This window comes from Roseovarius halophilus (ex Wu et al. 2025) (assembly GCF_047086965.1).
This window is the reverse complement of the sequence record NZ_JBKOTX010000110.1, coordinates 1-19590: the sequence shown is the minus strand read 5'-3', so window position 1 is coordinate 19590 and position 19590 is coordinate 1. Positions and strand designations below refer to the sequence as shown.

At 64.3% G+C, this 19590-nt stretch carries 31 protein-coding genes; all 31 read right to left on the bottom strand.

Annotated elements, in window-relative coordinates:
• A partial coding sequence (locus ACH107_RS19885; protein ID WP_412507289.1) for an ABC transporter substrate-binding protein occupies window positions 1-1454 on the bottom strand: 1454 nt, incomplete at its 3' end.
• A 313-nt stretch (window positions 1455-1767) separates the two neighbouring features.
• Complete coding sequence (locus tag ACH107_RS19880) at window positions 1768-3075, bottom strand: replication-associated recombination protein A (RefSeq protein WP_412507288.1); 1308 nt, start codon at window positions 3073-3075, stop codon at window positions 1768-1770.
• A gap of 3 nt (window positions 3076-3078) precedes the next feature.
• On the bottom strand, window positions 3079-4461 hold the full coding sequence (locus ACH107_RS19875) for a trypsin-like peptidase domain-containing protein (RefSeq protein ID WP_412507287.1): 1383 nt from the start codon (window positions 4459-4461) through the stop codon (window positions 3079-3081).
• 146 nt (window positions 4462-4607) lie between these two features.
• On the bottom strand, window positions 4608-5033 hold the full coding sequence (gene rplQ, locus ACH107_RS19870; RefSeq protein WP_412507286.1) for a 50S ribosomal protein L17: 426 nt from the start codon (window positions 5031-5033) through the stop codon (window positions 4608-4610).
• Window positions 5034-5144: 111 nt separating this feature from the next.
• Complete coding sequence (locus ACH107_RS19865) at window positions 5145-6161, bottom strand: DNA-directed RNA polymerase subunit alpha (RefSeq protein WP_412507285.1); 1017 nt, start codon at window positions 6159-6161, stop codon at window positions 5145-5147.
• A 116-nt stretch (window positions 6162-6277) separates the two neighbouring features.
• Window positions 6278-6676: a 30S ribosomal protein S11 gene (gene rpsK, locus ACH107_RS19860; RefSeq protein WP_412507284.1), complete on the bottom strand. Its 399-nt coding sequence runs from the start codon at window positions 6674-6676 to the stop codon at window positions 6278-6280.
• 15 nt (window positions 6677-6691) lie between these two features.
• Window positions 6692-7060, bottom strand: a complete 369-nt coding sequence (rpsM, locus tag ACH107_RS19855; RefSeq protein ID WP_412507283.1) for a 30S ribosomal protein S13 — start codon at window positions 7058-7060, stop codon at window positions 6692-6694.
• Window positions 7061-7313: 253 nt separating this feature from the next.
• A complete protein-coding gene (locus ACH107_RS19850) occupies window positions 7314-7892 on the bottom strand; it encodes an adenylate kinase (RefSeq protein WP_412507282.1) in 579 nt (192 codons plus the stop codon).
• Entirely contained in the window at window positions 7889-9259 is a 1371-nt protein-coding gene (gene secY, locus ACH107_RS19845) for a preprotein translocase subunit SecY (protein ID WP_412507281.1), read from the bottom strand. Before secY ends, ACH107_RS19850 begins: the two co-directional genes overlap by 4 nt.
• A 109-nt stretch (window positions 9260-9368) precedes the next feature.
• Entirely contained in the window at window positions 9369-9842 is a 474-nt protein-coding gene (gene rplO, locus ACH107_RS19840; protein ID WP_412507280.1) for a 50S ribosomal protein L15, read from the bottom strand.
• 273 nt (window positions 9843-10115) lie between these two features.
• Complete coding sequence (gene rpmD / locus ACH107_RS19835) at window positions 10116-10304, bottom strand: 50S ribosomal protein L30 (RefSeq protein WP_412507279.1); 189 nt, start codon at window positions 10302-10304, stop codon at window positions 10116-10118.
• 12 nt (window positions 10305-10316) lie between these two features.
• Window positions 10317-10895: a 30S ribosomal protein S5 gene (gene rpsE / locus ACH107_RS19830; protein ID WP_412507278.1), complete on the bottom strand. Its 579-nt coding sequence runs from the start codon at window positions 10893-10895 to the stop codon at window positions 10317-10319.
• Between the two features lie 12 nt (window positions 10896-10907).
• Window positions 10908-11267, bottom strand: a complete 360-nt coding sequence (gene rplR / locus ACH107_RS19825) for a 50S ribosomal protein L18 (protein WP_412507277.1) — start codon at window positions 11265-11267, stop codon at window positions 10908-10910.
• Between the two features lie 12 nt (window positions 11268-11279).
• Window positions 11280-11813, bottom strand: a complete 534-nt coding sequence (rplF, locus tag ACH107_RS19820) for a 50S ribosomal protein L6 (RefSeq protein ID WP_412507276.1) — start codon at window positions 11811-11813, stop codon at window positions 11280-11282.
• Window positions 11814-11826: 13 nt separating this feature from the next.
• Complete coding sequence (rpsH, locus tag ACH107_RS19815) at window positions 11827-12219, bottom strand: 30S ribosomal protein S8 (protein WP_412507275.1); 393 nt, start codon at window positions 12217-12219, stop codon at window positions 11827-11829.
• 13 nt (window positions 12220-12232) lie between these two features.
• A complete protein-coding gene (gene rpsN, locus ACH107_RS19810) occupies window positions 12233-12538 on the bottom strand; it encodes a 30S ribosomal protein S14 (protein WP_412507274.1) in 306 nt (101 codons plus the stop codon).
• Between the two features lie 17 nt (window positions 12539-12555).
• Window positions 12556-13119, bottom strand: coding sequence for a 50S ribosomal protein L5 (gene rplE, locus ACH107_RS19805; RefSeq protein ID WP_412507273.1), 564 nt, complete (start codon window positions 13117-13119; stop codon window positions 12556-12558).
• On the bottom strand, window positions 13112-13423 hold the full coding sequence (rplX, locus tag ACH107_RS19800) for a 50S ribosomal protein L24 (RefSeq protein ID WP_412507272.1): 312 nt from the start codon (window positions 13421-13423) through the stop codon (window positions 13112-13114). Before rplX ends, rplE begins: the two co-directional genes overlap by 8 nt.
• Window position 13424: 1 nt before the next feature.
• Window positions 13425-13793, bottom strand: coding sequence for a 50S ribosomal protein L14 (rplN, locus tag ACH107_RS19795; protein WP_412507271.1), 369 nt, complete (start codon window positions 13791-13793; stop codon window positions 13425-13427).
• Window positions 13794-13858: 65 nt separating this feature from the next.
• On the bottom strand, window positions 13859-14089 hold the full coding sequence (gene rpsQ / locus ACH107_RS19790; protein WP_412507270.1) for a 30S ribosomal protein S17: 231 nt from the start codon (window positions 14087-14089) through the stop codon (window positions 13859-13861).
• A 14-nt stretch (window positions 14090-14103) separates the two neighbouring features.
• Window positions 14104-14313: a 50S ribosomal protein L29 gene (gene rpmC / locus ACH107_RS19785; RefSeq protein ID WP_412507269.1), complete on the bottom strand. Its 210-nt coding sequence runs from the start codon at window positions 14311-14313 to the stop codon at window positions 14104-14106.
• 232 nt (window positions 14314-14545) lie between these two features.
• Window positions 14546-14959, bottom strand: coding sequence for a 50S ribosomal protein L16 (rplP, locus tag ACH107_RS19780; RefSeq protein WP_412507268.1), 414 nt, complete (start codon window positions 14957-14959; stop codon window positions 14546-14548).
• A 13-nt stretch (window positions 14960-14972) separates the two neighbouring features.
• Window positions 14973-15680, bottom strand: a complete 708-nt coding sequence (gene rpsC / locus ACH107_RS19775; RefSeq protein WP_412507267.1) for a 30S ribosomal protein S3 — start codon at window positions 15678-15680, stop codon at window positions 14973-14975.
• Window positions 15680-16060 carry a 50S ribosomal protein L22 gene (gene rplV, locus ACH107_RS19770; RefSeq protein WP_412507266.1) on the bottom strand — a complete coding sequence of 127 codons (381 nt, stop codon included), beginning with the start codon at window positions 16058-16060 and terminating at the stop codon, window positions 15680-15682. Before rplV ends, rpsC begins: the two co-directional genes overlap by 1 nt.
• A gap of 6 nt (window positions 16061-16066) precedes the next feature.
• On the bottom strand, window positions 16067-16345 hold the full coding sequence (gene rpsS, locus ACH107_RS19765) for a 30S ribosomal protein S19 (protein WP_412507265.1): 279 nt from the start codon (window positions 16343-16345) through the stop codon (window positions 16067-16069).
• 3 nt (window positions 16346-16348) lie between these two features.
• Entirely contained in the window at window positions 16349-17191 is an 843-nt protein-coding gene (gene rplB, locus ACH107_RS19760; protein WP_412507264.1) for a 50S ribosomal protein L2, read from the bottom strand.
• Window positions 17192-17344: 153 nt separating this feature from the next.
• Window positions 17345-17641: a 50S ribosomal protein L23 gene (locus tag ACH107_RS19755; protein ID WP_412507263.1), complete on the bottom strand. Its 297-nt coding sequence runs from the start codon at window positions 17639-17641 to the stop codon at window positions 17345-17347.
• A complete protein-coding gene (gene rplD, locus ACH107_RS19750) occupies window positions 17638-18255 on the bottom strand; it encodes a 50S ribosomal protein L4 (protein WP_412507290.1) in 618 nt (205 codons plus the stop codon). Before rplD ends, ACH107_RS19755 begins: the two co-directional genes overlap by 4 nt.
• Window position 18256: 1 nt before the next feature.
• Window positions 18257-19090, bottom strand: a complete 834-nt coding sequence (gene rplC / locus ACH107_RS19745; protein ID WP_412507262.1) for a 50S ribosomal protein L3 — start codon at window positions 19088-19090, stop codon at window positions 18257-18259.
• A gap of 12 nt (window positions 19091-19102) precedes the next feature.
• The gene (gene rpsJ / locus ACH107_RS19740) at window positions 19103-19411 is read right to left on the bottom strand and encodes a 30S ribosomal protein S10 (RefSeq protein ID WP_057795293.1); all 309 of its coding nucleotides are present in this window, start codon (window positions 19409-19411) and stop codon (window positions 19103-19105) included.
• An 81-nt stretch (window positions 19412-19492) separates the two neighbouring features.
• On the bottom strand, window positions 19493-19590 hold a 98-nt coding region (locus ACH107_RS19735; RefSeq protein ID WP_020508486.1), incomplete at its 5' end, for an elongation factor Tu.

The following is a 19590-nucleotide window of genomic DNA, read 5'->3' as shown; positions in this document are numbered from 1 at the left end:
CCCCCCCCCCCCCCCCCCCCCCCCCCCCCCCCCCCCCCCCCCCCCCCCCCCCCCCCCCCCCCCCCCCCCCCCCCCCCCCCCCCCCCCCGCCCCCCCCCCGCCCCCCCCCCCCCCCCCCCCCCCCCCCCCCCCCCCCCCCCCCCCCCCCCCCCCCCCCCCCCCCCCACGGCGCAGAACGGCTTCTTGAGCCACACGTCGGAATAGTAGCCGTCGTTGGGCTCGCGCACGACGTTGATCGTCACGCCGGCGGCCTTGGCCTGCTCGGCAAAGAGCACGCACATGTCCACCGCCCCCGAGAACAGGCTGTCCGCCGTCGAGATGCTGACTTCCAGCCCCTCGGCGCCGGCTTTCTTGAGCAGCGATTTCGCCTGATCCGGGTCATACTCCCGCTGCGGGATGTCATCGGGCCAGTAGGGCATCGCCGGCGAATGGTGGAAATCGTTGCCCTTGGTTGCCGCGCCGAACGCGATCTTCTCGATGATCTCGTCGCGATTGATCAGCAGCTTCAGCGCGTTGCGCACGTTCACGTCGTTGTAAGGCGCGGTGTCGCAGAACATCGGCATCGTGATCGCAGCGGCCGACGGCACGTTCTCGACGGCGATGTTGGGGTCGCGCTGCAGCAACGCCGAGGTCTTGAGGTCAATCAGCGAAACCGCGTCGACGTCCCCGGTGACCAGCGCGGTCTGGCGCGCGTTCGGATCGTTGAGAACGAGCATCTCGAGATTGTCGAAATACGCGCCCTCCAGATGCCAACCCTCGTGGCGGCTCAGCTTCCAGCCGACACCCCACTCGCCGTCATCGATCTTGTAGGGTCCCGATCCGTCCCCGGACTGCCAGTTCGCGGTTCCGTCCTCGTTCGCCGGACAAATCGCGAGGTGATAGTCCGTCATCAGCCACGGCAGATCCGCAATGCCGCTCGACAGAGTCACGACAACCGCGCTCTCGCCATCCGCCTGAATGTCCGTCACCGACGACAGCAGGGATTTCGCCGCCGAGGTCGATTCGTCGCCCCGATGGTGATTGAGCGAGGCCACGACATCCGTCGCGACAACCTTCCGCCCGCTGTGGAAAGACGCGTTCGGGTTGAGCTCGAACGTCCAGACGGACGCGTCGTCGTTGGCCGACCAGTTGCTTGCCAGATCGGGCCCGAGGCTCCCGTCGGGTTCGATCAGGGTCAGGTAGCTGCGATACTGGTGGGCGAGGTAGATCTGCTGTCGCGACACGTATTGGCCGGGATCATGGGTGTCCGACGAATTCCCGTCGTGCATCCCCACCTTGAACGTGCCACCGCGCTTGGGCTGTGCATAGGCGCTGTTGGTCCAGAGCCCGGTCGCGGCCGACGCCGTCATCCCCGCCGCCATGGAATAGTGCATGAATGACCGGCGCGAGATGCTGCCCTGCCGGGCCGCGTTCGCGAGCTTGTCAATCAGCATCTGATCAGTTTTCTTGGTCATGATCTCTCCCTGTCTTGCTTGCTTATTGGTCATGCCGCGCATTATATCACAGCCGGCCTTCGCATTAAGCTTCTACGTCAATTTTCTTCTCAAGCAGCTTGTTTGCGACATGAAATTACCAAAACACGAATTTTTTATTGCATCCACCCTATACTTCGTGAATTCAGGTTTTTTTTAGTTTCGTCCAATAGATAGTGATTTCACGAGGGCCATCCGCGCGTGGGCCACACGGACGAAAGGTGACCGAATGGTCAAAAAACGACACGCTCGCCACGGCGTGGCGCGGCCGCCTGCGCGGGACGGCAGGCGCGACTCAGCTGCGCGACCGGCGCAGGCGGGCGAAATAATCCACCCGTTTTTTCAACTCCCGCTCGAATCCGCGCTCGACGGGGCGGTAGAATTCGTCCCGTTCATGACCATCCGGGAAATAATCCTGCCCGGAAAAACCGTCCTCGGCATCGTGGTCATAGGCATAGCCCGCGCCATAGCCCTGATCCTTCATCAGCTGCGTTGGCGCGTTCAGGATATGCTTGGGGGGCGGTGCGCTGCCGGTGTCCTTCGCCGCGCGCCGGGCCGCCTTGTAGGCGACGTAGGCCGCGTTCGACTTGGGCGCCAGCGCGAGGTATGTCACCGCCTGTGCCAGCGCCAGCTCCCCCTCGGGGCTGCCGAGACGTTCATAGGTTTCCCATGATTGCAGGCAGACCGCCTGCGCCTGCGGATCGGCCAGACCGATATCCTCCACCGCCATGCGGGTTATGCGCCGCGCCAGATAGCGCGGGTCCTCGCCGCCCTCCAGCATCCGCGCCAGCCAGTAAAGGGCCGCGTCGGCATCCGAGCCCCGCACCGACTTGTGCAATGCCGAAATCAGGTTGTAATGGGCATCCCCGCTCTTGTCGTACTGCGCCGCCCGGCGCGTCAATCGCGCCGTCAGCCCGGCGGTATCGAGCTTGCCCTCCCCATGCCACGCCGCGACCTGCTCGATCAGGTTCAACAGGGCGCGGCCGTCACCGTCAGCCATCTCGAGAAGCGCCTCGCGTGCCGCCCCGTCCAGGGGCAGCGCCCGGTCCAGCTCCTGCTCGGCCCGTTGCGCCAGACGCTCCAGGTCGGCCAGCTCCAACCTTTCGAGAACCAGAACCTGCGCCCGGCTCAGCAATGCCGCGTTCAACTCGAAGCTGGGATTCTCGGTGGTGGCCCCGACCAGCAGGATCGTGCCGTCCTCCATGTGCGGCAGGAAACTGTCCTGCTGCGCCTTGTTGAAGCGGTGGATTTCGTCCACGAAAAGCAGGGTGCCGTGGTCGTTCGCGCGCCGGTGCTTGGCTTCATCGAAAACCTTGCGCAGGTCCGGGACCCCTGTGAAAATCGCGCTGATCTGGACGAAGTGCAGGTCGGTTTCGTCCGCCAGAAGCCGCGCGATCGTGGTCTTGCCGACGCCCGGCGGCCCCCAGAAAACCAGCGATGTGAGGCTGCCCCCGGCCAGCATCACGCCAAGCGGCGCCTCCGGGCCCAGCACATGCTGCTGACCGATCACCTCGGACAGCTTTTGCGGCCGCAACCTGTCGGCCAGGGGGCGCGGGGCGCTGTCGGGCGCCGTGCCGGGGGATGTCCCGAAAAGGTCCCCCATCCGTTACAACCTGAAACGCATGACCATGCGCCGCTCACCCCGTTGCACATCCAGCGCCAAGCGCCCGCTGGCCTCGCGCAGCGCCGTCGCGGCGGTTTCCGTGTCAGTGGACGGCACACCATTCACCGCGCGCAGCACGTCGCCGCGCCGCAGCCCGGCGCGCTGCCCGATCCGGCCCGGATCATCCACCACCACGCCCTCGGCGGTCAGCGGAAGACCGTAATCCGCGATCACCGCCGGGTTCACGGTCGATATGACCAGCCCGGGAATGGCCGAACGGCGGCCGGTTTCGCGCCGGTCCCGCGGCGGGGTTTCGGGCGGCGCGATCAGCGGCACCTCCACAATCCGCGGCGGCCCGCCGTCGCGCACGCGGCCTACCCGGGCCCTTTGGCCCATACCGGCAACCGACATCCGGTAGATCATTTCGGCCGGGGTGTTGACCGGCCGGCCGTTCACCGACAGCAACACGTCACCGGGCCGCACGTCCGCCGCGGCAAAGGGGCTTTGCGGATGGACCTGTGACACGATGATCCCGCCGGGCCGCGCCAGCCCCAGCCCCTCGGCCAGGTCGGCCGTCACCGGCTGCCCGCCAAGCCCCGCCCAGGGCCGCTCGAACCGGTCATGGCCCGCGCGCGCCTGCGCGACGAACGCTGCCACGAGGTCCGCGGGAATGGCGAAACCGATCCCGTTCGACCCGCCGGAGCGGCTCAGGATACGGGTGTTGATCCCGATCAGGCGGCCCTGCACATCAACAAGCGCACCGCCGGAATTGCCGGGATTGATCGGCGCGTCGGTCTGGATGAAATACCCGCGCGCATTGCCCGCCGCCGTGCCGGACCGGGCCAGCCCGGACACGATCCCGCTGCTCACCGTCTGCCCCACACCGAACGGGTTGCCGATGGCCAGCACCAGTTCGCCCACCTCGACCTTGTCGCTGTCGCGCAGGTCCAGTGCCGGCATGTCCGCGGCACCGTCAAGCCGGAGGATCGCAAGATCGCTCTCCTCGTCGGCCAGAAGGACGCGCGCCGAGTATTCCCGCCGATCGTTCAACACCACGCGGATATCCGACGCCTCGCCCACAACATGATAATTCGACACGACGATTCCGTCGCGGCTCAGGATCACGCCGGATCCCAGCGAATTCTGAACCCGTTTGCGGGGCATCCCGAAATCTTGGAACAGGTTTTCGAAAAAGGGATCGCCGCGAAACGGGCTCGTGCGGACATTCACGACCTTCTTCGCATAGATGTTCACCACTGCCGGCGCCGCGCGCTTCACGACCGGGGTGAAGCCAAGGGCGATCTCGCCCCGGCTTTCCGGGACCCGTGTTTGGGCCAGCCCCGGCCCGGCCAGCAGGACCGACAATATCAACAATATGCGGATCATGCGCCCTCTCTCCCCCGTCGCAGCCAGATATGCGCCGAGGACGCCCCCAATGCAACCGCTGTGCCGCGCCGCGGCCGCACCCGGAACGAAAAGGCCCCCGCCGCGAACGGCAGGGGCCCCTAACGGACAGGCCGGCGGAACGGGTCTTATTCCGCGTCCTCGGCGGCTTCCTCGGCGGCGACGCGCGCCTTGTCGGCCGCGCCCTTGGCATCGACATCACGATCCACGAACTCGATGATGGCCATGGGCGCCATGTCACCATACCGGAATCCGGCCTTCAGAACGCGGACGTATCCGCCCTGGCGATCCTTGTACCGCGGGCCGAGCACGTCGAACAGCTTGGCGACGTACTGGTCCTGCTTGAGCTGCGCGGCCGCCTGGCGGCGGGCATGAACATCACCGCGCTTGCCCAGCGTGACCAGCTTTTCGATGATGCGGCGCAGTTCCTTCGCCTTCGGCAGCGTCGTCTTGATCTGTTCGTGTTCGATAAGCGAGCCCGCCATGTTCGCCCAAAGGGCCTTGCGGTGCTCATGGGTCCGGTTCAGGCGGCGGTAGCCTCTTGCATGACGCATTTTCGATCTCCTTAAGGTTTATGCTTTGTCAGGGGCCTGATGCGTGTCAGACCCTCTCCTTGGGGCGATTTTGCCCGGGTCGCGGGCGCGCCCGGCGGGCGCGCCGCCAGTTCAGAACTGGTCTTCGAACTTCTTGGCCAGATCCTCGATATTGTCCGGCGGCCAGTCCTCGACATCCATGCCCAGATGCAGGCCCATCCCCGACAGGACTTCCTTGATCTCGTTCAGCGACTTGCGACCGAAATTCGGCGTGCGCAGCATCTCGGCCTCGGTCTTCTGGATCAGGTCGCCGATATAGACGATGTTGTCGTTCTTCAGGCAGTTGGCCGAGCGCACGGAAAGCTCCAGCTCGTCGACCTTCTTCAGAAGCAGCGGATTGAACTCCAGCCCGTCCTCTTCGGACTCGCGACCGGCCGACTCGGGTTCCTCGAAGTTCACGAAGATCGAAAGCTGGTCCTGAAGGATGCGCGCGGCATAGGCCACGGCGTCATCCGGCGACACCGACCCGTCGGTTTCCACCTTCATGGTCAGCTTGTCATAATCCAGCACCTGACCCTCGCGCGTCGGCTGAACGTCATAGCTGACCCGGATGACCGGCGAATAGATGGCGTCCACCGGAATGAGCCCGATCGGCGCGTCCTCGGGCTTGTTCTTGTCGGCGGCGACATAGCCCTTGCCGGTATTGACCGTGAGCTCCATGAACAGGTCAGCCCCATCGTCGAGGTGGCAGATGACGTGATCCTTGTTCAGGAGCTCGATACCCGCGCTGTCGCTGATATCGCCGGCGGTGACGACGCCCGGCCCCTTGGCGTTGATCGACAGGCGCTTCGGCCCTTCGACGTCCATCCGCAGCGCAACCCCCTTTAGGTTGAGCACGATGTCGGTGACATCCTCGCGCACGCCCGACACGCTGGAAAATTCGTGCAGCACGTTGTCTATCTGGACACTGGTGATCGCCGCACCCTGAAGGCTCGACAGAAGAACGCGGCGCAGCGCGTTGCCGAGCGTCAGGCCGAAGCCGCGCTCCAGCGGTTCGGCCATTACCGTCGCCTGCCGCAGCGGGTCATTGGCCGGCTTAACCTCCAGCTGCGTCGGCTTGATAAGTTCAGCCCAGTTCTTGTGGATCATGCGTTCCCTCCATTCCTGTCCCCGGCCCCATGTCCAAAGGCCAAAGACGCCCGAGGTTCAAAATAACGGAATGGGGCCGTGAACAAGCACGCGGCCCCACCGGTAAAATCTGTCGCTTACACCCGACGGCGCTTGGGCGGACGGCAGCCATTGTGGGTGATCGGCGTCACGTCGCGGATCGACGTGATGTTGAAGCCGACGGCAGCCAGCGCGCGCAGGGCGGATTCACGGCCCGACCCGGGCCCCTGAACTTCCACTTCCAGCGTGCGCATCCCGTGCTCCTGCGCCTTCTTTCCGGCATCCTCGGCGGCCATCTGGGCGGCGTAGGGCGTGGATTTCCGCGACCCCTTGAAGCCCATGGTGCCGGCCGACGACCACGAGATCGCGTTGCCCTGCACGTCCGAGATCAGGATCTTGGTGTTGTTGAAGCTGCTGTTCACATGCGCCACGCCCGTGGCGATATTCTTGGAAACCTTGCGCTTGCCGCGGGTCGCCTTGCGGGTATCACGTGCCATTCTTCAAGCCCTCCCTTATTTCTTCTTGCCGGCGATCGGTTTCGCCGGGCCCTTGCGGGTACGGGCATTGGTATGGGTACGCTGACCGTGGACCGGCAGGTTGCGGCGGTGGCGCAGACCACGGTAGCAGCCCAGGTCCATCAGGCGCTTGACGTTCATCTGCGTCTCGCGGCGCAGGTCGCCCTCGACGGTATAATTCACGTCGATATGCTCCCGAAGGGCCAGTGCCTCGGCATCGCTGAGCTCGTTGACCCGGCGGGCCTGGTCAATGCCGGTTGCTTCGCAGATGGCCTTGGCCGAGGAATGACCAATGCCGGTGATATAGGTAAGGGCGATGGGCACCCGTTTGCTTGTCGGGATGTTAACGCCGGCGATACGTGCCACGTGTCTGGTTCCTTTCGTTGCGGTTCCGTAGCTCCAGAACCTTTTTTCACAACGCAGGCCCGAGGCATGACGCATCGGGCCGCAGCTGAATTGCAGGTGATCGATCCCTTCCGGGCGTTGGCCCACGGGGAATCGCGTCTCGAACGAGATGACGCTGCGTATGGGCATTTGGCGGGGCCGTCAACCCCCTTGTCCCCGCTTCCTGCAGGGCGGGCAAAGCAACGGCGCGGCGCCCGCGCCTCGCGCCGTGGCGTCAGCCGTCGAGGGCGCCGTCGATGGCGGCCTTCACCTCGTCGACCTCGCCCAGCCCGTCGACCGGCTTGAGCTGGCCCTTGGCGTAATAATAGCCAATCAGCGGGGCCGTTTTCTTGTAGTATTCCATCAAGCGGTGCTTGACGCTTTCCTCGTTATCATCGGCGCGTACGGGCTGCCCCGCGGCGCGGGCCTCGTCGGCGCGGCCGACAATGCGTTTGATGAGCGTGTCGTCATCGACGCGCATTTCGATCACCGCATCAAGGGACTCGTCTTGTTCCCGGAGCAGGTCGTCCAGGGCGTCGGCCTGCGCCAAGGTCCGCGGAAAGCCATCGAATATGAAACCGCCCTGCTTGTCGCCTTGCAGTTTCTCGCGAATGAGACCGATCACGATCTGGTCGGTGACAAGGTCACCACGGGCCATGACGTCGGCGACGATCTTGCCCATCTCGGTGCCGCTTTCCTTCGCCTCGCGCAGCATGTCGCCGGTCGAGAGTTGGATCATGTTGCGCGCATCAACCAGCTTCTGGGCCTGCGTTCCCTTGCCGGCGCCCGGCGGTCCTAGGAGGATGATATTCATTTGCGTCCTGTCCCTTTTCTGCGAGCGCGCTTCTTGCCCTTGCCCTTGCCGCTCAGCTGCGATTTCTCGATCAGACCCTCGTACTGGTGCGCCAGCAGATGGCTCTGAACCTGCTGTATGGTATCCATCGTGACGGAAACCACAATAAGAACCGACGTGCCCCCGAAATAGAACGGGATGGCGAACTGGCTGCGCAGTATCTCCGGCAGAAGGCAGACGGCCGCAAGGTAAGCCGACCCCAGCACGAGGATCCGTGTCACGACATGTTCAAGATATTCCGCGGTTTTCTTGCCCGGCCGGACACCCGGCACGAAACCGTTCTGGTTCTTCAGGTTGTCGGCCACGTCGTCGGGCTTGAACGCCACGTTGTACGTGTAGAAATACGCGAAAAAGACGATCATCCCCGTGAAAAACGCGAGGTAGAGCGGCTGGCCGGGACCGAAATAAGCAAGCACCGTCGACATGAAGGGGCTCGTCTGGTTGCCCGAGAAGGTGCTGATCGTCGTGGGTAGCAACAATAGCGACGACGCGAAAATCGCCGGGATAACGCCGGCCGGGTTGACCTTGACCGGCAGATGCGACGAGCCGCCGTCATAGACTTTCATCCCCACCTGCCGGCGCGGATACTGGATATGCACCTTGCGCAAGGAGCGCTCCATGAACACGACAAAGCCGATGACCACCACGACCATCACGATGACCCCGACGATCACCGCCGGGCTCAGCGCGCCGGACCTGCCCTGGCTGAAGAACTGCGCCAGTGCCGCCGGCACCTCTGCAATGATGCCCACGAAGATGATGAGCGAAATACCGTTGCCGACGCCGCGCGCCGTGATCTGCTCGCCCAGCCACATCAGGAACATGGTGCCGCCGACCAGCGTGATCATGCAGCTGGCGATGAAGAAGAATCCGGGGTTGGTCACCAGCTCGCCGGATTGCAGGCTCACCGCCAGTCCGTAGGATTGCAGCGTCGCCAGCAGCACCGTGCCGTACCGCGTGTACTGGTTGATCTTCTTGCGGCCCTGCTCCCCCTCTTTCTTGAGCTGCTCCAGCGACGGCACCATCGCCGTCATGAGCTGCACGATGATCGAGGCCGAGATGTAGGGCATGATCCCGAGCGCGAAGATCCCCATGCGACCAAGGGCGCCCCCGGTGAACATCGACAACATCCCGCCGATGCTGGATTGCGCGCCTTCCATGAAATCGCGCAGCGCCGCCCCATCGATGCCGGGGACCGGAATATAGGTGCCCAGCCTGTAGACGATCAGCAGTCCGAGGGTGAAAAGGATTCGGTTGCGGAGATCAGTGGCCTTGCCGAGCGCGGACCAACTGGTGTTGGCGGCCATTTGTTCTGCTGCAGATACCATGCGCGGTCTCTTTCATGTGCGAACGCCGCCAGAGCGTTTCCCGGCTCAGGCGGCGTCCTTCGGAAAACTGCGAGGATATGTAAGGGGCGCGCGCGCCGCTCACAACCTCTTATTCGGCCGCCTGCGCGGAAGTGATCGTGATGGCGCCGCCCGCTTTCTCGACCGCCGCGACGGCGGATTTCGAGGCGCCGGTCACGTGCAGGTCGAGCTTCGCGCTCACCTCGCCCTTGGCCAGCACGCGCACGCCGTCGCGCTTGCGCCGGACAAGGCCGCTCTCGACGAGCACGTGTTCCGTCACGGGCTGGCCCGCGTTGATCTTGCCGGCATCGACGAATTTCTGGATCAGGCCGAGGTTGACCACGGCATACTGCTTGCGGTTGGGCTTGTTGAAGCCGCGCTTGGGCAGGCGTTGATACAGCGGCATCTGGCCGCCCTCGTACCCCTTTACGGCCACGCCCGAACGGGATTTCTGACCTTTGAGACCACGCCCACCGGTTTTGCCCGTGCCCGAGCCGGCGCCGCGCCCGATGCGTTTGCGGGGTTTCGTCGCGCCCGGGTTGTCGCGCAGATCGTTGAGTTTCATCTTTCGCTTCTCCTGAGCCGGATGTGGCCCCCGAAGCGTGTGGGGCCAACCACGGCATTTCTGGTTGTCTTCGAGTCGCGCCGTCCGGACGCCACCGGAGGCGTATAGACGCGATGGTGACGGTGATCAAGCCCCGCCCTGCAGGCCGCCGCCTCCCCCGGCTGGGCAGTCAGAAACCGCGCAGGGCGTGCCGCCCAAACGAAAGCCGCCCCGGCCACTGCAGACCGGGGCGCCGAATCTGGAGGACGTGCCGGGGACCGCCCCGGCGCGGACTCAGCCCTTTTCCTCGATGATCTCGACCATATGAGGGATCCGGGCGATCATGCCGCGCACGGCCGGCGTGTCTTCCAGTTCCCGCGTCCGGTGCATCTTGTTCAGGCCCAGCCCGACCAGCGTCTGGCGCTGCTTGGCGGGGCGGCGGATGGGCGAGCCCACCTGCTTGACGACGATGGTTTTTGCCATGTCCCTGTCTCCTTACGCTTCCGCCGCGGCGTCGGCCGGGGCCTCGGATTTCGGCGCGTCGTCCTTGCGCAGGATCTCGGCCACCTTCTTGCCACGGCGCTGCGCGACCTGGCGCGGGCTGGACTGGAAGTTCAGCGCGTCCAGCGTGGCGCGGATCATGTTGTAGGGGTTCTGCGTGCCGACCGACTTGGCCACCACGTCCTGAACACCCAGCATCTCGAACACGGCGCGCATCGGCCCGCCCGCGATGATCCCGGTACCTTGCGACGCCGACCGCAGGATGACCCGGCCCGCGCCGTGGCGCCCGAACCCGTCATGGTGCAGCGTCCGGCCCTCGCGCAGCGGCACGCGGATCATCTGGCGCTTGGCCTGCTCCGTCGCCTTGCGGATCGCCTCGGGGACTTCCTTGGCCTTGCCCTTGCCGAAGCCGACACGGCCCTTCTGGTCGCCGACGACCACGAGCGCGGCAAAGCCGAAGCGCTTGCCCCCCTTCACGGTCTTCGACACGCGGTTGATCGCCACGAGACGATCGGCGAATTCCGGCGTTTCGTCGCGGTCGCGGCGATCCCGGCGGTTATCTTCTCTTGCCATTCTCTCGTCTCCTTACAGCTTCAGCCCGGCGTCGCGCGCGGCATCCGCCAGCGCCTTGATGCGGCCGTGATACAGGAACCCGCCGCGATCGAACTGCGCCTCGCTGACGCCCGCCTGCTTGGCGCGCTCCGCGATCGTGCTGCCGACCTTGGTGGCGGCCTCGACCGTGTTCTTGCCGACGAAGCCGAGATCCTTTTCCAGCGTCGACGCCGCGGCCAGCGTCACGCCCTGCGCGTCGTCGATCAGTTGAACACTGATGTTCTTGCCCGACCGATGCACCGAAAGGCGCGGCTGCCCGGCATTGACCTTGCGAAGTTTGCTCCGAACGCGCAGGCGGCGTTTGAGGAACAGTTGTCTTTTGCTGTTTGCCATCTGTCGCGTCCCTTACTTCTTCTTGCCTTCCTTCTGGAAGATGTACTCGCCCTTGTAGCGGATGCCCTTGCCCTTGTAGGGCTCCGGGCGCCGCCAGTCGCGGATATTGGCTGCGACTTGGCCGACGAGCTGCTTGTCGTGCCCCTCGATCACCAGTTCGGTGGGCTTGGCCGCGGTCACGGTCACACCGTCCGGGATCGGGAAATCCACGTCATGGCTCAGCCCGAGGTTCAGCTTCAGCGTGTCGCCCTGAACCTGCGCGCGGTAGCCAACACCCTGGATCTCCAGCTCCTGCTTGAACGGCTCCGTCGAACCGTGCACGAGGTTGGCGATGATGGTGCGGCTCATGCCCCATTGCTGACGCGCCCGTTTGGACGGCCCGCGCGGGGTCACCTTGATCTGGTCATCCTCGATGGCGATCGAGACATCGTCCGTGAAGGTGAATGACTTGGTCTGCTTCGGGCCCTTGACCTCGATGGTCTGGCCGCTCAGTGTCGCGGTCACGCCGTCAGGCAATGCCACGGGTTGTTTTCCGATACGAGACATCTGCAAGGCCTCCTTAGAATACGGTGCAAAGCACTTCGCCGCCAACATTGGCCGCGCGCGCATTTGCATCCGACATCACACCTTTGGGGGTGGAGACAATCGACACGCCAAGGCCCTTGCGGACCGACGGAATGTCCTTGACGCCCATGTAGACGCGACGACCGGGCCGCGAGACCCGCTTCATTTCGCGAATGGCGGGGGCGCCCTCGAAGTATTTCAGGCTGACTTCCAGCGCGGGATGCCCGTTCTTGCCCGTGGATTTCTCGTAACCACGGATGTAGCCCTCGTCGGCCATCACGTCGAGCACCCAGGCACGCAGCTTGGAGGCCGGCATCGTGACGGTCGACTTGCCACGCATTCCCGCGTTGCGGATACGGGCCAGCATATCACCGATAGGATCGTTCATATCGCAGCCCTCCTTACCAGCTCGATTTCACAAGGCCGGGGGCCTTGCCGTTGGAACCGAGGTCGCGCAGCGCGATCCGGCTGACTTTCAGCTTGCGGTAATACGCATGCGGCCGGCCCGTGAGCTGGCAGCGGTTGTGCAACCGCGTCGGCGAACTGTTGCGCGGCAATTCGGCAAGCTTCAGCGAGGCGCGGAAACGCTCCTCCATCGGCTTGGATTCATCGTTGATGATCTCTTTCAGCGCAGCCCGCTTGGCGCCGTATTTCGCGACAAGGCGCTGACGCTTCTTCTCGCGTTGGACCATTGCTTTCTTGGCCATATCTCAAATCCTCCGGCTTAGCTGTTGAAGGGCATGTTGAAATGCTTCAACAGCGCCTTGGCTTCAGCGTCGGTCTGCGCCGTGGTTGCGATGATGATGTCGAGCCCCCAGACTTCGTCGACCTTGTCGAAGTTGATTTCAGGGAAGACGATGTGTTCCTTGACGCCCATGGCGTAGTTGCCGCGGCCGTCGAAGGACTTGCCCGACACGCCGCGGAAGTCGCGGATGCGTGGCATGGCGACCGTGATCAGGCGATCGAGGAAATCGTACATGCGATCGCCGCGCAGCGTCACCTTGGCACCCAGCGGCATGCCCTCGCGAACGCGGAACCCGGCGATGGAGTTCTTCGCCTTGGTCACGACGGCGTGCTGGCCCGCGATCGCGCTCAGGTCTTCCTGCGCCGCCTTGGCCTTCTTGGAGTCCTTCACGGCCTCGGCGCCGCAGCCGATGTTCAGGATGATCTTGTCCAGCCGCGGGATCTGCATGTCGTTCTTGTAGCCGAACTCTTCCTTGAGCGCGGCACGCACCCTGTCGCGATACTGCTCGCGCAGGCGCGGGGCATAATTGGCGGAATCAAGCATCGATCACGTCCCCCGTGGTCTTGGCGTAACGCACTTTCTTGCCGTCTTCGACCTTGAAGCCGACACGGGTAGGCTTGCCGTTCTTGTCCAGGATCGCCAGGTTGCTCAGGTCAACGGGCATCGCCTTGGGCAGGCGGCCGCCTTGGCTCTGCTGGCTCTGGCGGGTGTGGCGCACGGCCATGTTGACCCCGTCGACAACGGCCTTGCCGGCCTTCGGGTCAACGCTCGAAATCGTGCCCTCGCGGCCCTTGTCCTTGCCGGCCAGCACGATGACCTTGTCACCTTTTTTCAGTTTGGCAGCCATCTTACAGCACCTCCGGGGCGAGCGAGATGATCTTCATGAATTTCTTGGCGCGCAATTCGCGAACGACCGGCCCGAAGATCCGCGTGCCGATCGGATCGCCCGCGTTGTTCAGGATGACGGCGGCGTTGCGGTCAAAGCGGATGGCGGTTCCGTCCTCGCGACGAACCTCCTTGGCGGTGCGCACGACGACGGCCTTGCGCACGTCGCCCTTCTTCACGCGGCCGCGCGGGATGGCTTCCTTGACCGAGACGACAATGATGTCGCCAACGGACGCATACTTGCGCTTGGAACCACCCAGGACCTTGATGCACTGAACTTTCCGGGCCCCGGAATTGTCAGCAACATCCAGATTGGTCTGCATCTGGATCATTTGGTTTCTCCCGACCTTTGGGGTTTCGCCCCCAGGGTTTCGCTCAAACCGGAAGGTGCGTCAGCTTACGCCTCCAGCACCTCCCAGCGTTTCGTCTTGGATTTCGGCGCGCATTCGATGATGCGGACGAAATCGCCGGCCTTGTAGGCATTCTGCGCGTCATGGGCGCGATACCGTTTGGTCCGCTTCACGGTTTTCTGCATGACCGGGTGCTTGAAACGGCGTTCCACCAGCACGGTGACGGTCTGGTCGTTCGCGTCGCTTGTCACGCGGCCCTGAAGAATACGTTTAGGCATGTCTCAAGGCCCCCTTATTCTGCGTCTGCGGCCGCGGCGGCGGCCTTTTCGTTGAGGATGGTCATCACGCGCGCTGAATCGCGACGCACGAGTTTCATCCGCGCGGGGTTCTCCAGCTGCCCGGTGGCAGCCTGAAAGCGCAGGTTGAACTGCTCTTTCTTCAGGGTTGCCAGCTCTTCGCGGAGCTGGTCGGGCGTCTTGTCACGCAACTCTTGGGCGTTCATAGCCACGTCCTTTCTCGCAACACCGGTGAGCCCCTGCCCATTGCTACAGGGTAACCCGAAACCCGATGGATGAATGCCAAACGCGCGAATCCCGGGGGGCCGGGGCCACGCGAATTGCGGCTCTATACGGGAGCGCCGCCGTCACGGCAAGGAAAAGTTTCGCTCCGCTCGTGGACCGCCACCCCGTGGCGGCGGCCCTTGCTGTTTTCGGGGCAGGTACGCTGCCCGAGGATCACCAGTCCTCGCGGGCGATGATCCGTGTCTTGATCGGCAGTTTCATCGCGGCAAGGCGCAGCGCCTCCTTGGCCACCGCGTCGGACACGCCGTCGATCTCGAACATCACACGCCCGGGCTTGACCTTGGCCGCCCAGAAATCGACCGACCCCTTGCCCTTGCCCATCCGGACCTCGGTGGGTTTCGACGTGACCGGCACGTCGGGGAAAACCCGGATCCAGACCCGGCCCTGACGTTTCATGTGCCGGGTCATGGCGCGGCGCGCCGCCTCGATCTGGCGGGCGGTGATGCGCTCGGGCTGTGCCGCCTTCAGTCCGAAGGACCCGAAGTTCAGGTCGGAACCACCCTTGGCCTCACCGTGGATGCGGCCCTTGTGCTGCTTGCGGAACTTTGTGCGCTTTGGTTGAAGCATCTCTTATCCCTCCTCAGCGGCGGCCGCCGGCGCCACGGGGCGCGGGACCATCCTGAAGCTCCTGGGCCTTGCGGTCACGGGCACTCGGATCGTGCTCCATGATCTCGCCTTTGAAGATCCAGACCTTCACACCGATGATGCCGTAGGGCGTTGACGCCTCCTTGTGGGCATAATCGATATCGGCGCGCAGCGTGTGCAGCGGAACGCTGCCCTCGTGGTAGTGCTCGGTACGCGCGATCTCGGCACCGCCAAGGCGACCCCCGGCATTCACACGGATACCCAACGCCCCCATGCGCATCGCGTTCTGCACGGCACGCTTCATGGCGCGGCGGAAGCTCACGCGGCGTTCGAGCTGCTGCGCGATGCTGTCGGCCACGAGCGCGGCATCAAGCTCGGGCTTGCGAACCTCGACGATGTTCAGGTGCAGCTCGCTGTCGGTCATCTTGGCCAGCTTCTTGCGCAGGACCTCGATGTCGGCGCCTTTCTTGCCGATGATGACGCCGGGACGCGCGGTGTGGATCGTGACCCGGCACTTCTTGTGCGGGCGCTCGATGATCACGCGGCTGACGCCGGCCTGCTTGCACTCGGTCTCGATGAATTCACGGATCGCGACATCCTCGAGCAGAAGATCACCGTAATCCTTGGTGTCGGCATACCAGCGGCTGTCCCAGGTGCGGTTCACCTGCAGGCGCATGCCAATCGGATTGACTTTGTTACCCATTAGGCTTGCTCCTCGATTTCACGCACCTTGATGGTCAGCTCCGAGAACGGCTTGCGCAGCGCGCCGAACCGGCCCCGGGCCCGCGGACGGCCGCGCTTCATGACCAGGTTCTTGCCAACATAGGCTTCGGCCACGATCAGCTCGTCCACATCCAGATTGTGGTTGTTCTCGGCGTTGGCGATCGCGGACTGAAGGCACTTCTTCACGTCCTCGGCGATCCGTTTCTGGCTGAAGGTCAGGTCGTTGAGCGCCTTGTCGACCTTCTTGCCCCGGATCATCGCCGCCACCAGGTTGAGTTTCTGCGGGCTGGTGCGAAGCATGCGCAGCTTGGCCATCGCTTCGTTGTCAGCCACGCGGCGGGGGTTCTTTTCCTTGCCCATGGCTTGTTATCTCCGCTTCGCTTTTTTGTCCGCCGTGTGCCCGTAATAGGTACGGGTCGGGGAATATTCGCCGAACTTCTGGCCGATCATGTCTTCGCTGACATTCACCGGCACATGCTTGCGCCCGTTATAGACGCCAAACGTCAGACCCACGAACTGGGGCAGGATCGTCGAGCGGCGCGACCAGATCTTGATGACTTCGTTGCGCCCCGACTCGCGCGCTGCCTCGGCCTTTTTCAGGACGTAGGCATCGACAAAGGGGCCTTTCCATACAGAACGTGCCATGTGTTAGCGGCCCTTCTTCCGTGCGTGGCGCGAGCGCAGGATAAGTTTCTGCGACGCCTTGTTGGTGTTGCGGGTGCGCTTGCCCTTGGTGGGCTTGCCCCATGGCGTGACCGGGTGGCGCCCACCCGAGGTCCGGCCCTCGCCACCACCGTGCGGGTGGTCGATCGGGTTCATGACCACACCACGGACATTGGGGCGGACGCCCCGATGGCGCGACCGACCGGCCTTGCCGATGTTCTGGTTCGAATTGTCGGGGTTGCTCACCGCGCCCACGGTTGCCCGGCATTCCTGCCGTACCATCCGCAGCTCGCCCGAATTCAGGCGGACCTGGGCGTAACCGCCGTCACGGCCCACGAACTGCGCGTATGCGCCCGCGGCCCGGGCGATCTGGCCGCCCTTGCCGGGCTTGAGCTCGATATTGTGGACGATCGTGCCGATGGGCATGCCCGAGAACGGCATGCTGTTTCCCGGCTTGATGTCGACCTTGTCACCGGCCAGGATCTTGTCGCCCTCGGCAAGGCGCTGCGGCGCAAGGATGTAGCTGCGTTCGCCGTCATCGTATTTGATCAACGCGATGAAGGCGGTCCGGTTCGGGTCGTATTCGATCCGCTCCACGGTGGCCGCCACGTCAGTCTTGTTGCGTTTGAAATCGACGACGCGATAGAGGCGTTTCGCCCCGCCCCCGCGACGACGCGAGGTGATCCGCCCGGTGTTGTTCCGGCCGCCCGACTTGGTCAGACCCTCGGTGAGGGATTTGACCGGACGCCCTTTCCAAAGCTCCGAACGGTCGATCAGCACCAGCCCGCGCTGGCCCGGCGTCGTCGGCTTGTACGACTTGAGTGCCATGCTTTCTGTCTTCCGTCTGCTAGCGGCAGGGCCCTGCCCCGCCTATGTAATAGCCCCCCGAAGGTGGCCGAGTGTATGAGGCCCCGTGGGTCCCCGGTTCGAAATCCGTGGCCCCGGGCAAAGCCGGGGCCAAAGATGAGTCGCGGCTCGCTATCACAGACCCGTGGTCACGTCGATAGTATTGCCGTCCTCAAGCGTCACATACGCCTTTTTCACGTCGTTCCGGCGGCCTTTGACACCGCGGAAACGCTTGACCTTGCCCTTGGTGATCGACGTGTTCACGGCCTTGACCTTCACGCCAAAGAGCGCTTCGACGGCCTCCTTGATCTGCGGCTTGGCCGCGTCCTTCGCCACTTCGAACACGACCGCGCCGCTTTCGCTGGCCATGGTCGCCTTCTCGGTGATCACCGGCTTGCGGATCACATCGTAATGTTCGGGTTTCGCGCTCATTTCAAACGAGCCTCCAGTGCTTCGACACCCGCCTTCGTGATCACCAGCGTGTCACGTTTCAGGATGTCATAGACATTCGCGCCGACGCTCGGCAACACGTCCAGGCCGTCGATATTGGCTGCGGCCCGGGCGAAATCCTGGTTCACCTCGGCCCCGTCGATGACCAGCGCGCGCTTCCAGCCCAGTTCCTTGACCTGTTGGGCCAGTTCCTTGGTCTTGCCGCTGGTCGCCGCGTCCTCGATCACCACCAGCTCGCCGGCCTTCGCCTTGGCGCTCAGCGCGTGGCGCAGGCCCAGCTTGCGGAACTTCTTGGGCAGGTCATGCGCGTGGCTGCGCGGCGTCGGCCCCTTGTAGATCCCCCCCTTGCGGAAGATCGGCGCGTTGCGGTCGCCGTGCCGGGCACCACCGGTGCCCTTCTGGCGGTAGATCTTCTTCTTGGAGTAGTTGGTTTCCGAGCGGGTCTTGACCTTGTGCGTGCCGGCCTGCGCCTTGTTGCGCTGCCAGCGGACAACGCGGTGCAGGATGTCGGTGCGGGGTTCGAGGCCGAAGACCTCGTCGCCCAGATCGACCGAGCCGGCCTTGCCGCCGTCCAGTTTGATCACGTCGAGTTTCATGTCACTCACCGTCCTTCTTCTCGGCCCCGGTTTCCGCCTCGGCCTCCGCGGCGGCTTCCTCGGCGGCTTGCTCCTCGGCCAGACGCTTGGCCTCGGCCTCTTCCTCGGCGGCGGCCTGTGCGGCGGCCTCCTCGGCGGCGCGCGCGGCTTCCTCGGCGGCCGATTTCAGCGCCGCCGGCAGGATCGCGTTTTCAGGAACCGGTTTCTTGACCGCGTCCTTGACGGTCACCCAGCCGCCCTTGGCGCCGGGAACGGCGCCCTTGACCATGATCAGCCCGCGATCCGCATCGGTCTTGACCACCTGCAGGTTCTGCGTGGTCACCCGCGCGGCGCCCATGTGGCCGGCCATCTTCTTGCCCTTGAACACCTTGCCCGGGTCTTGGCACTGACCCGTAGAGCCGTGCGACCGGTGCGCGATCGAAATGCCGTGCGTGGCTTCGAGCCCGCGGAAGTTGTGCCGCTTCATGCCGCCGGCGAACCCCTTGCCGATCGAGGTGCCGCAGACGTCAACGTACTGCCCCTCGAAATAGTGGTTCGCGGTGATTTCCTCGCCTACGCCGATCATGTTCTCGGGGGCAACGCGGAACTCGGCGACCTTGCGCTTGGGTTCCACCTTGGCCAGCGAGAAATGCCCGCGCATCGCCTTGCTCACACGCTTGGGCCTGGCCGAGCCCGCGCCGAGCTGCACGGCGGAATAGCCGTGCGTTTCGGGCGTGCGCTGGGCCACCACCTGAAGCTTGTCCAGTTGCAGGACGGTCACCGGCACCTGCCGACCATCGTCCATGAAAAGCCGGGTCATGCCGACTTTCTTTGCGATCACACCAGAGCGCAACATGCCTTGCCCTCCTTATACCGAAATCTGCACGTCCACGCCGGCGGCGAGGTCGAGCTTCATGAGCGCGTCCACCGTCTGCGGCGTGGGGTCGACGATGTCCAGAAGCCGCTTGTGCGTGCGGATCTCGAACTGGTCGCGCGATTTCTTGTTCACGTGGGGGCCGCGAAGGACCGTGAACTTCTCGATCTTGTTCGGCAGCGGGATCGGCCCGCGCACGTCTGCACCGGTCCGTTTGGCGGTGTTCACGATTTCCTGGGTGCTGGCATCCAGCACGCGGTAATCGAAAGCCTTCAGCCGGATGCGGATGTTTTGGCTTTGCATTTCAGTTGCCTTTCACGGCGTTGGCGTTGATAGGAAGAAGGCCGGAGCGTCCGGCCCTCCTCGTCGAACCCTTTGGGTGTCTCACTCGATGATCTTGGCGACGACGCCGGCGCCGACGGTGCGGCCGCCTTCGCGGATGGCGAAGCGCAGGCCGTCCTCCATGGCGATCGGCGCGATCA

Bases quoted from the DNA above. Each gene is read 5' to 3' on its own strand.
- rpsN (WP_412507274.1), bottom strand. From the start codon at position 12,538: ATGGCCAAGAAAGCAATGGTCCAACGCGAGAAGAAGCGTCAGCGCCTT.
- rpsJ (WP_057795293.1), bottom strand. From the start codon at position 19,411: ATGCAAAGCCAAAACATCCGCATCCGGCTGAAGGCTTTCGATTACCGC.
- rplF (WP_412507276.1), bottom strand. From the start codon at position 11,813: ATGTCTCGTATCGGAAAACAACCCGTGGCATTGCCTGACGGCGTGACC.
- rpmC (WP_412507269.1), bottom strand. From the start codon at position 14,313: ATGAACGCCCAAGAGTTGCGTGACAAGACGCCCGACCAGCTCCGCGAA.
- ACH107_RS19755 (WP_412507263.1), bottom strand. From the start codon at position 17,641: ATGAGCGCGAAACCCGAACATTACGATGTGATCCGCAAGCCGGTGATC.
- rplX (WP_412507272.1), bottom strand. From the start codon at position 13,423: ATGGCTGCCAAACTGAAAAAAGGTGACAAGGTCATCGTGCTGGCCGGC.
- ACH107_RS19850 (WP_412507282.1), bottom strand. From the start codon at position 7,892: ATGAATATCATCCTCCTAGGACCGCCGGGCGCCGGCAAGGGAACGCAG.
- ACH107_RS19875 (WP_412507287.1), bottom strand. From the start codon at position 4,461: ATGATCCGCATATTGTTGATATTGTCGGTCCTGCTGGCCGGGCCGGGG.
- rpsQ (WP_412507270.1), bottom strand. From the start codon at position 14,089: ATGCCTAAACGTATTCTTCAGGGCCGCGTGACAAGCGACGCGAACGAC.
- rpsC (WP_412507267.1), bottom strand. From the start codon at position 15,680: ATGGGTAACAAAGTCAATCCGATTGGCATGCGCCTGCAGGTGAACCGC.
- rpmD (WP_412507279.1), bottom strand. From the start codon at position 10,304: ATGGCAAAAACCATCGTCGTCAAGCAGGTGGGCTCGCCCATCCGCCGC.
- rplV (WP_412507266.1), bottom strand. From the start codon at position 16,060: ATGGGCAAGGAAAAGAACCCCCGCCGCGTGGCTGACAACGAAGCGATG.
- rplC (WP_412507262.1), bottom strand. From the start codon at position 19,090: ATGTTGCGCTCTGGTGTGATCGCAAAGAAAGTCGGCATGACCCGGCTT.
- rpsH (WP_412507275.1), bottom strand. From the start codon at position 12,219: ATGAACGATCCTATCGGTGATATGCTGGCCCGTATCCGCAACGCGGGA.
- rpsE (WP_412507278.1), bottom strand. From the start codon at position 10,895: ATGGCAAGAGAAGATAACCGCCGGGATCGCCGCGACCGCGACGAAACG.
- ACH107_RS19880 (WP_412507288.1), bottom strand. From the start codon at position 3,075: ATGGGGGACCTTTTCGGGACATCCCCCGGCACGGCGCCCGACAGCGCC.
- rplB (WP_412507264.1), bottom strand. From the start codon at position 17,191: ATGGCACTCAAGTCGTACAAGCCGACGACGCCGGGCCAGCGCGGGCTG.
- rpsK (WP_412507284.1), bottom strand. From the start codon at position 6,676: ATGGCACGTGATACCCGCAAGGCGACCCGCGGCAAGCGCAAGGTTTCC.
- rplN (WP_412507271.1), bottom strand. From the start codon at position 13,793: ATGATCCAGATGCAGACCAATCTGGATGTTGCTGACAATTCCGGGGCC.
- ACH107_RS19865 (WP_412507285.1), bottom strand. From the start codon at position 6,161: ATGATCCACAAGAACTGGGCTGAACTTATCAAGCCGACGCAGCTGGAG.
- rplO (WP_412507280.1), bottom strand. From the start codon at position 9,842: ATGAAACTCAACGATCTGCGCGACAACCCGGGCGCGACGAAACCCCGC.
- rpsS (WP_412507265.1), bottom strand. From the start codon at position 16,345: ATGGCACGTTCTGTATGGAAAGGCCCCTTTGTCGATGCCTACGTCCTG.
- secY (WP_412507281.1), bottom strand. From the start codon at position 9,259: ATGGTATCTGCAGCAGAACAAATGGCCGCCAACACCAGTTGGTCCGCG.
- rplQ (WP_412507286.1), bottom strand. From the start codon at position 5,033: ATGCGTCATGCAAGAGGCTACCGCCGCCTGAACCGGACCCATGAGCAC.
- rplE (WP_412507273.1), bottom strand. From the start codon at position 13,119: ATGCTTGATTCCGCCAATTATGCCCCGCGCCTGCGCGAGCAGTATCGC.
- rplR (WP_412507277.1), bottom strand. From the start codon at position 11,267: ATGGCAAACAGCAAAAGACAACTGTTCCTCAAACGCCGCCTGCGCGTT.
- rplD (WP_412507290.1), bottom strand. From the start codon at position 18,255: ATGAAACTCGACGTGATCAAACTGGACGGCGGCAAGGCCGGCTCGGTC.
- rplP (WP_412507268.1), bottom strand. From the start codon at position 14,959: ATGCTTCAACCAAAGCGCACAAAGTTCCGCAAGCAGCACAAGGGCCGC.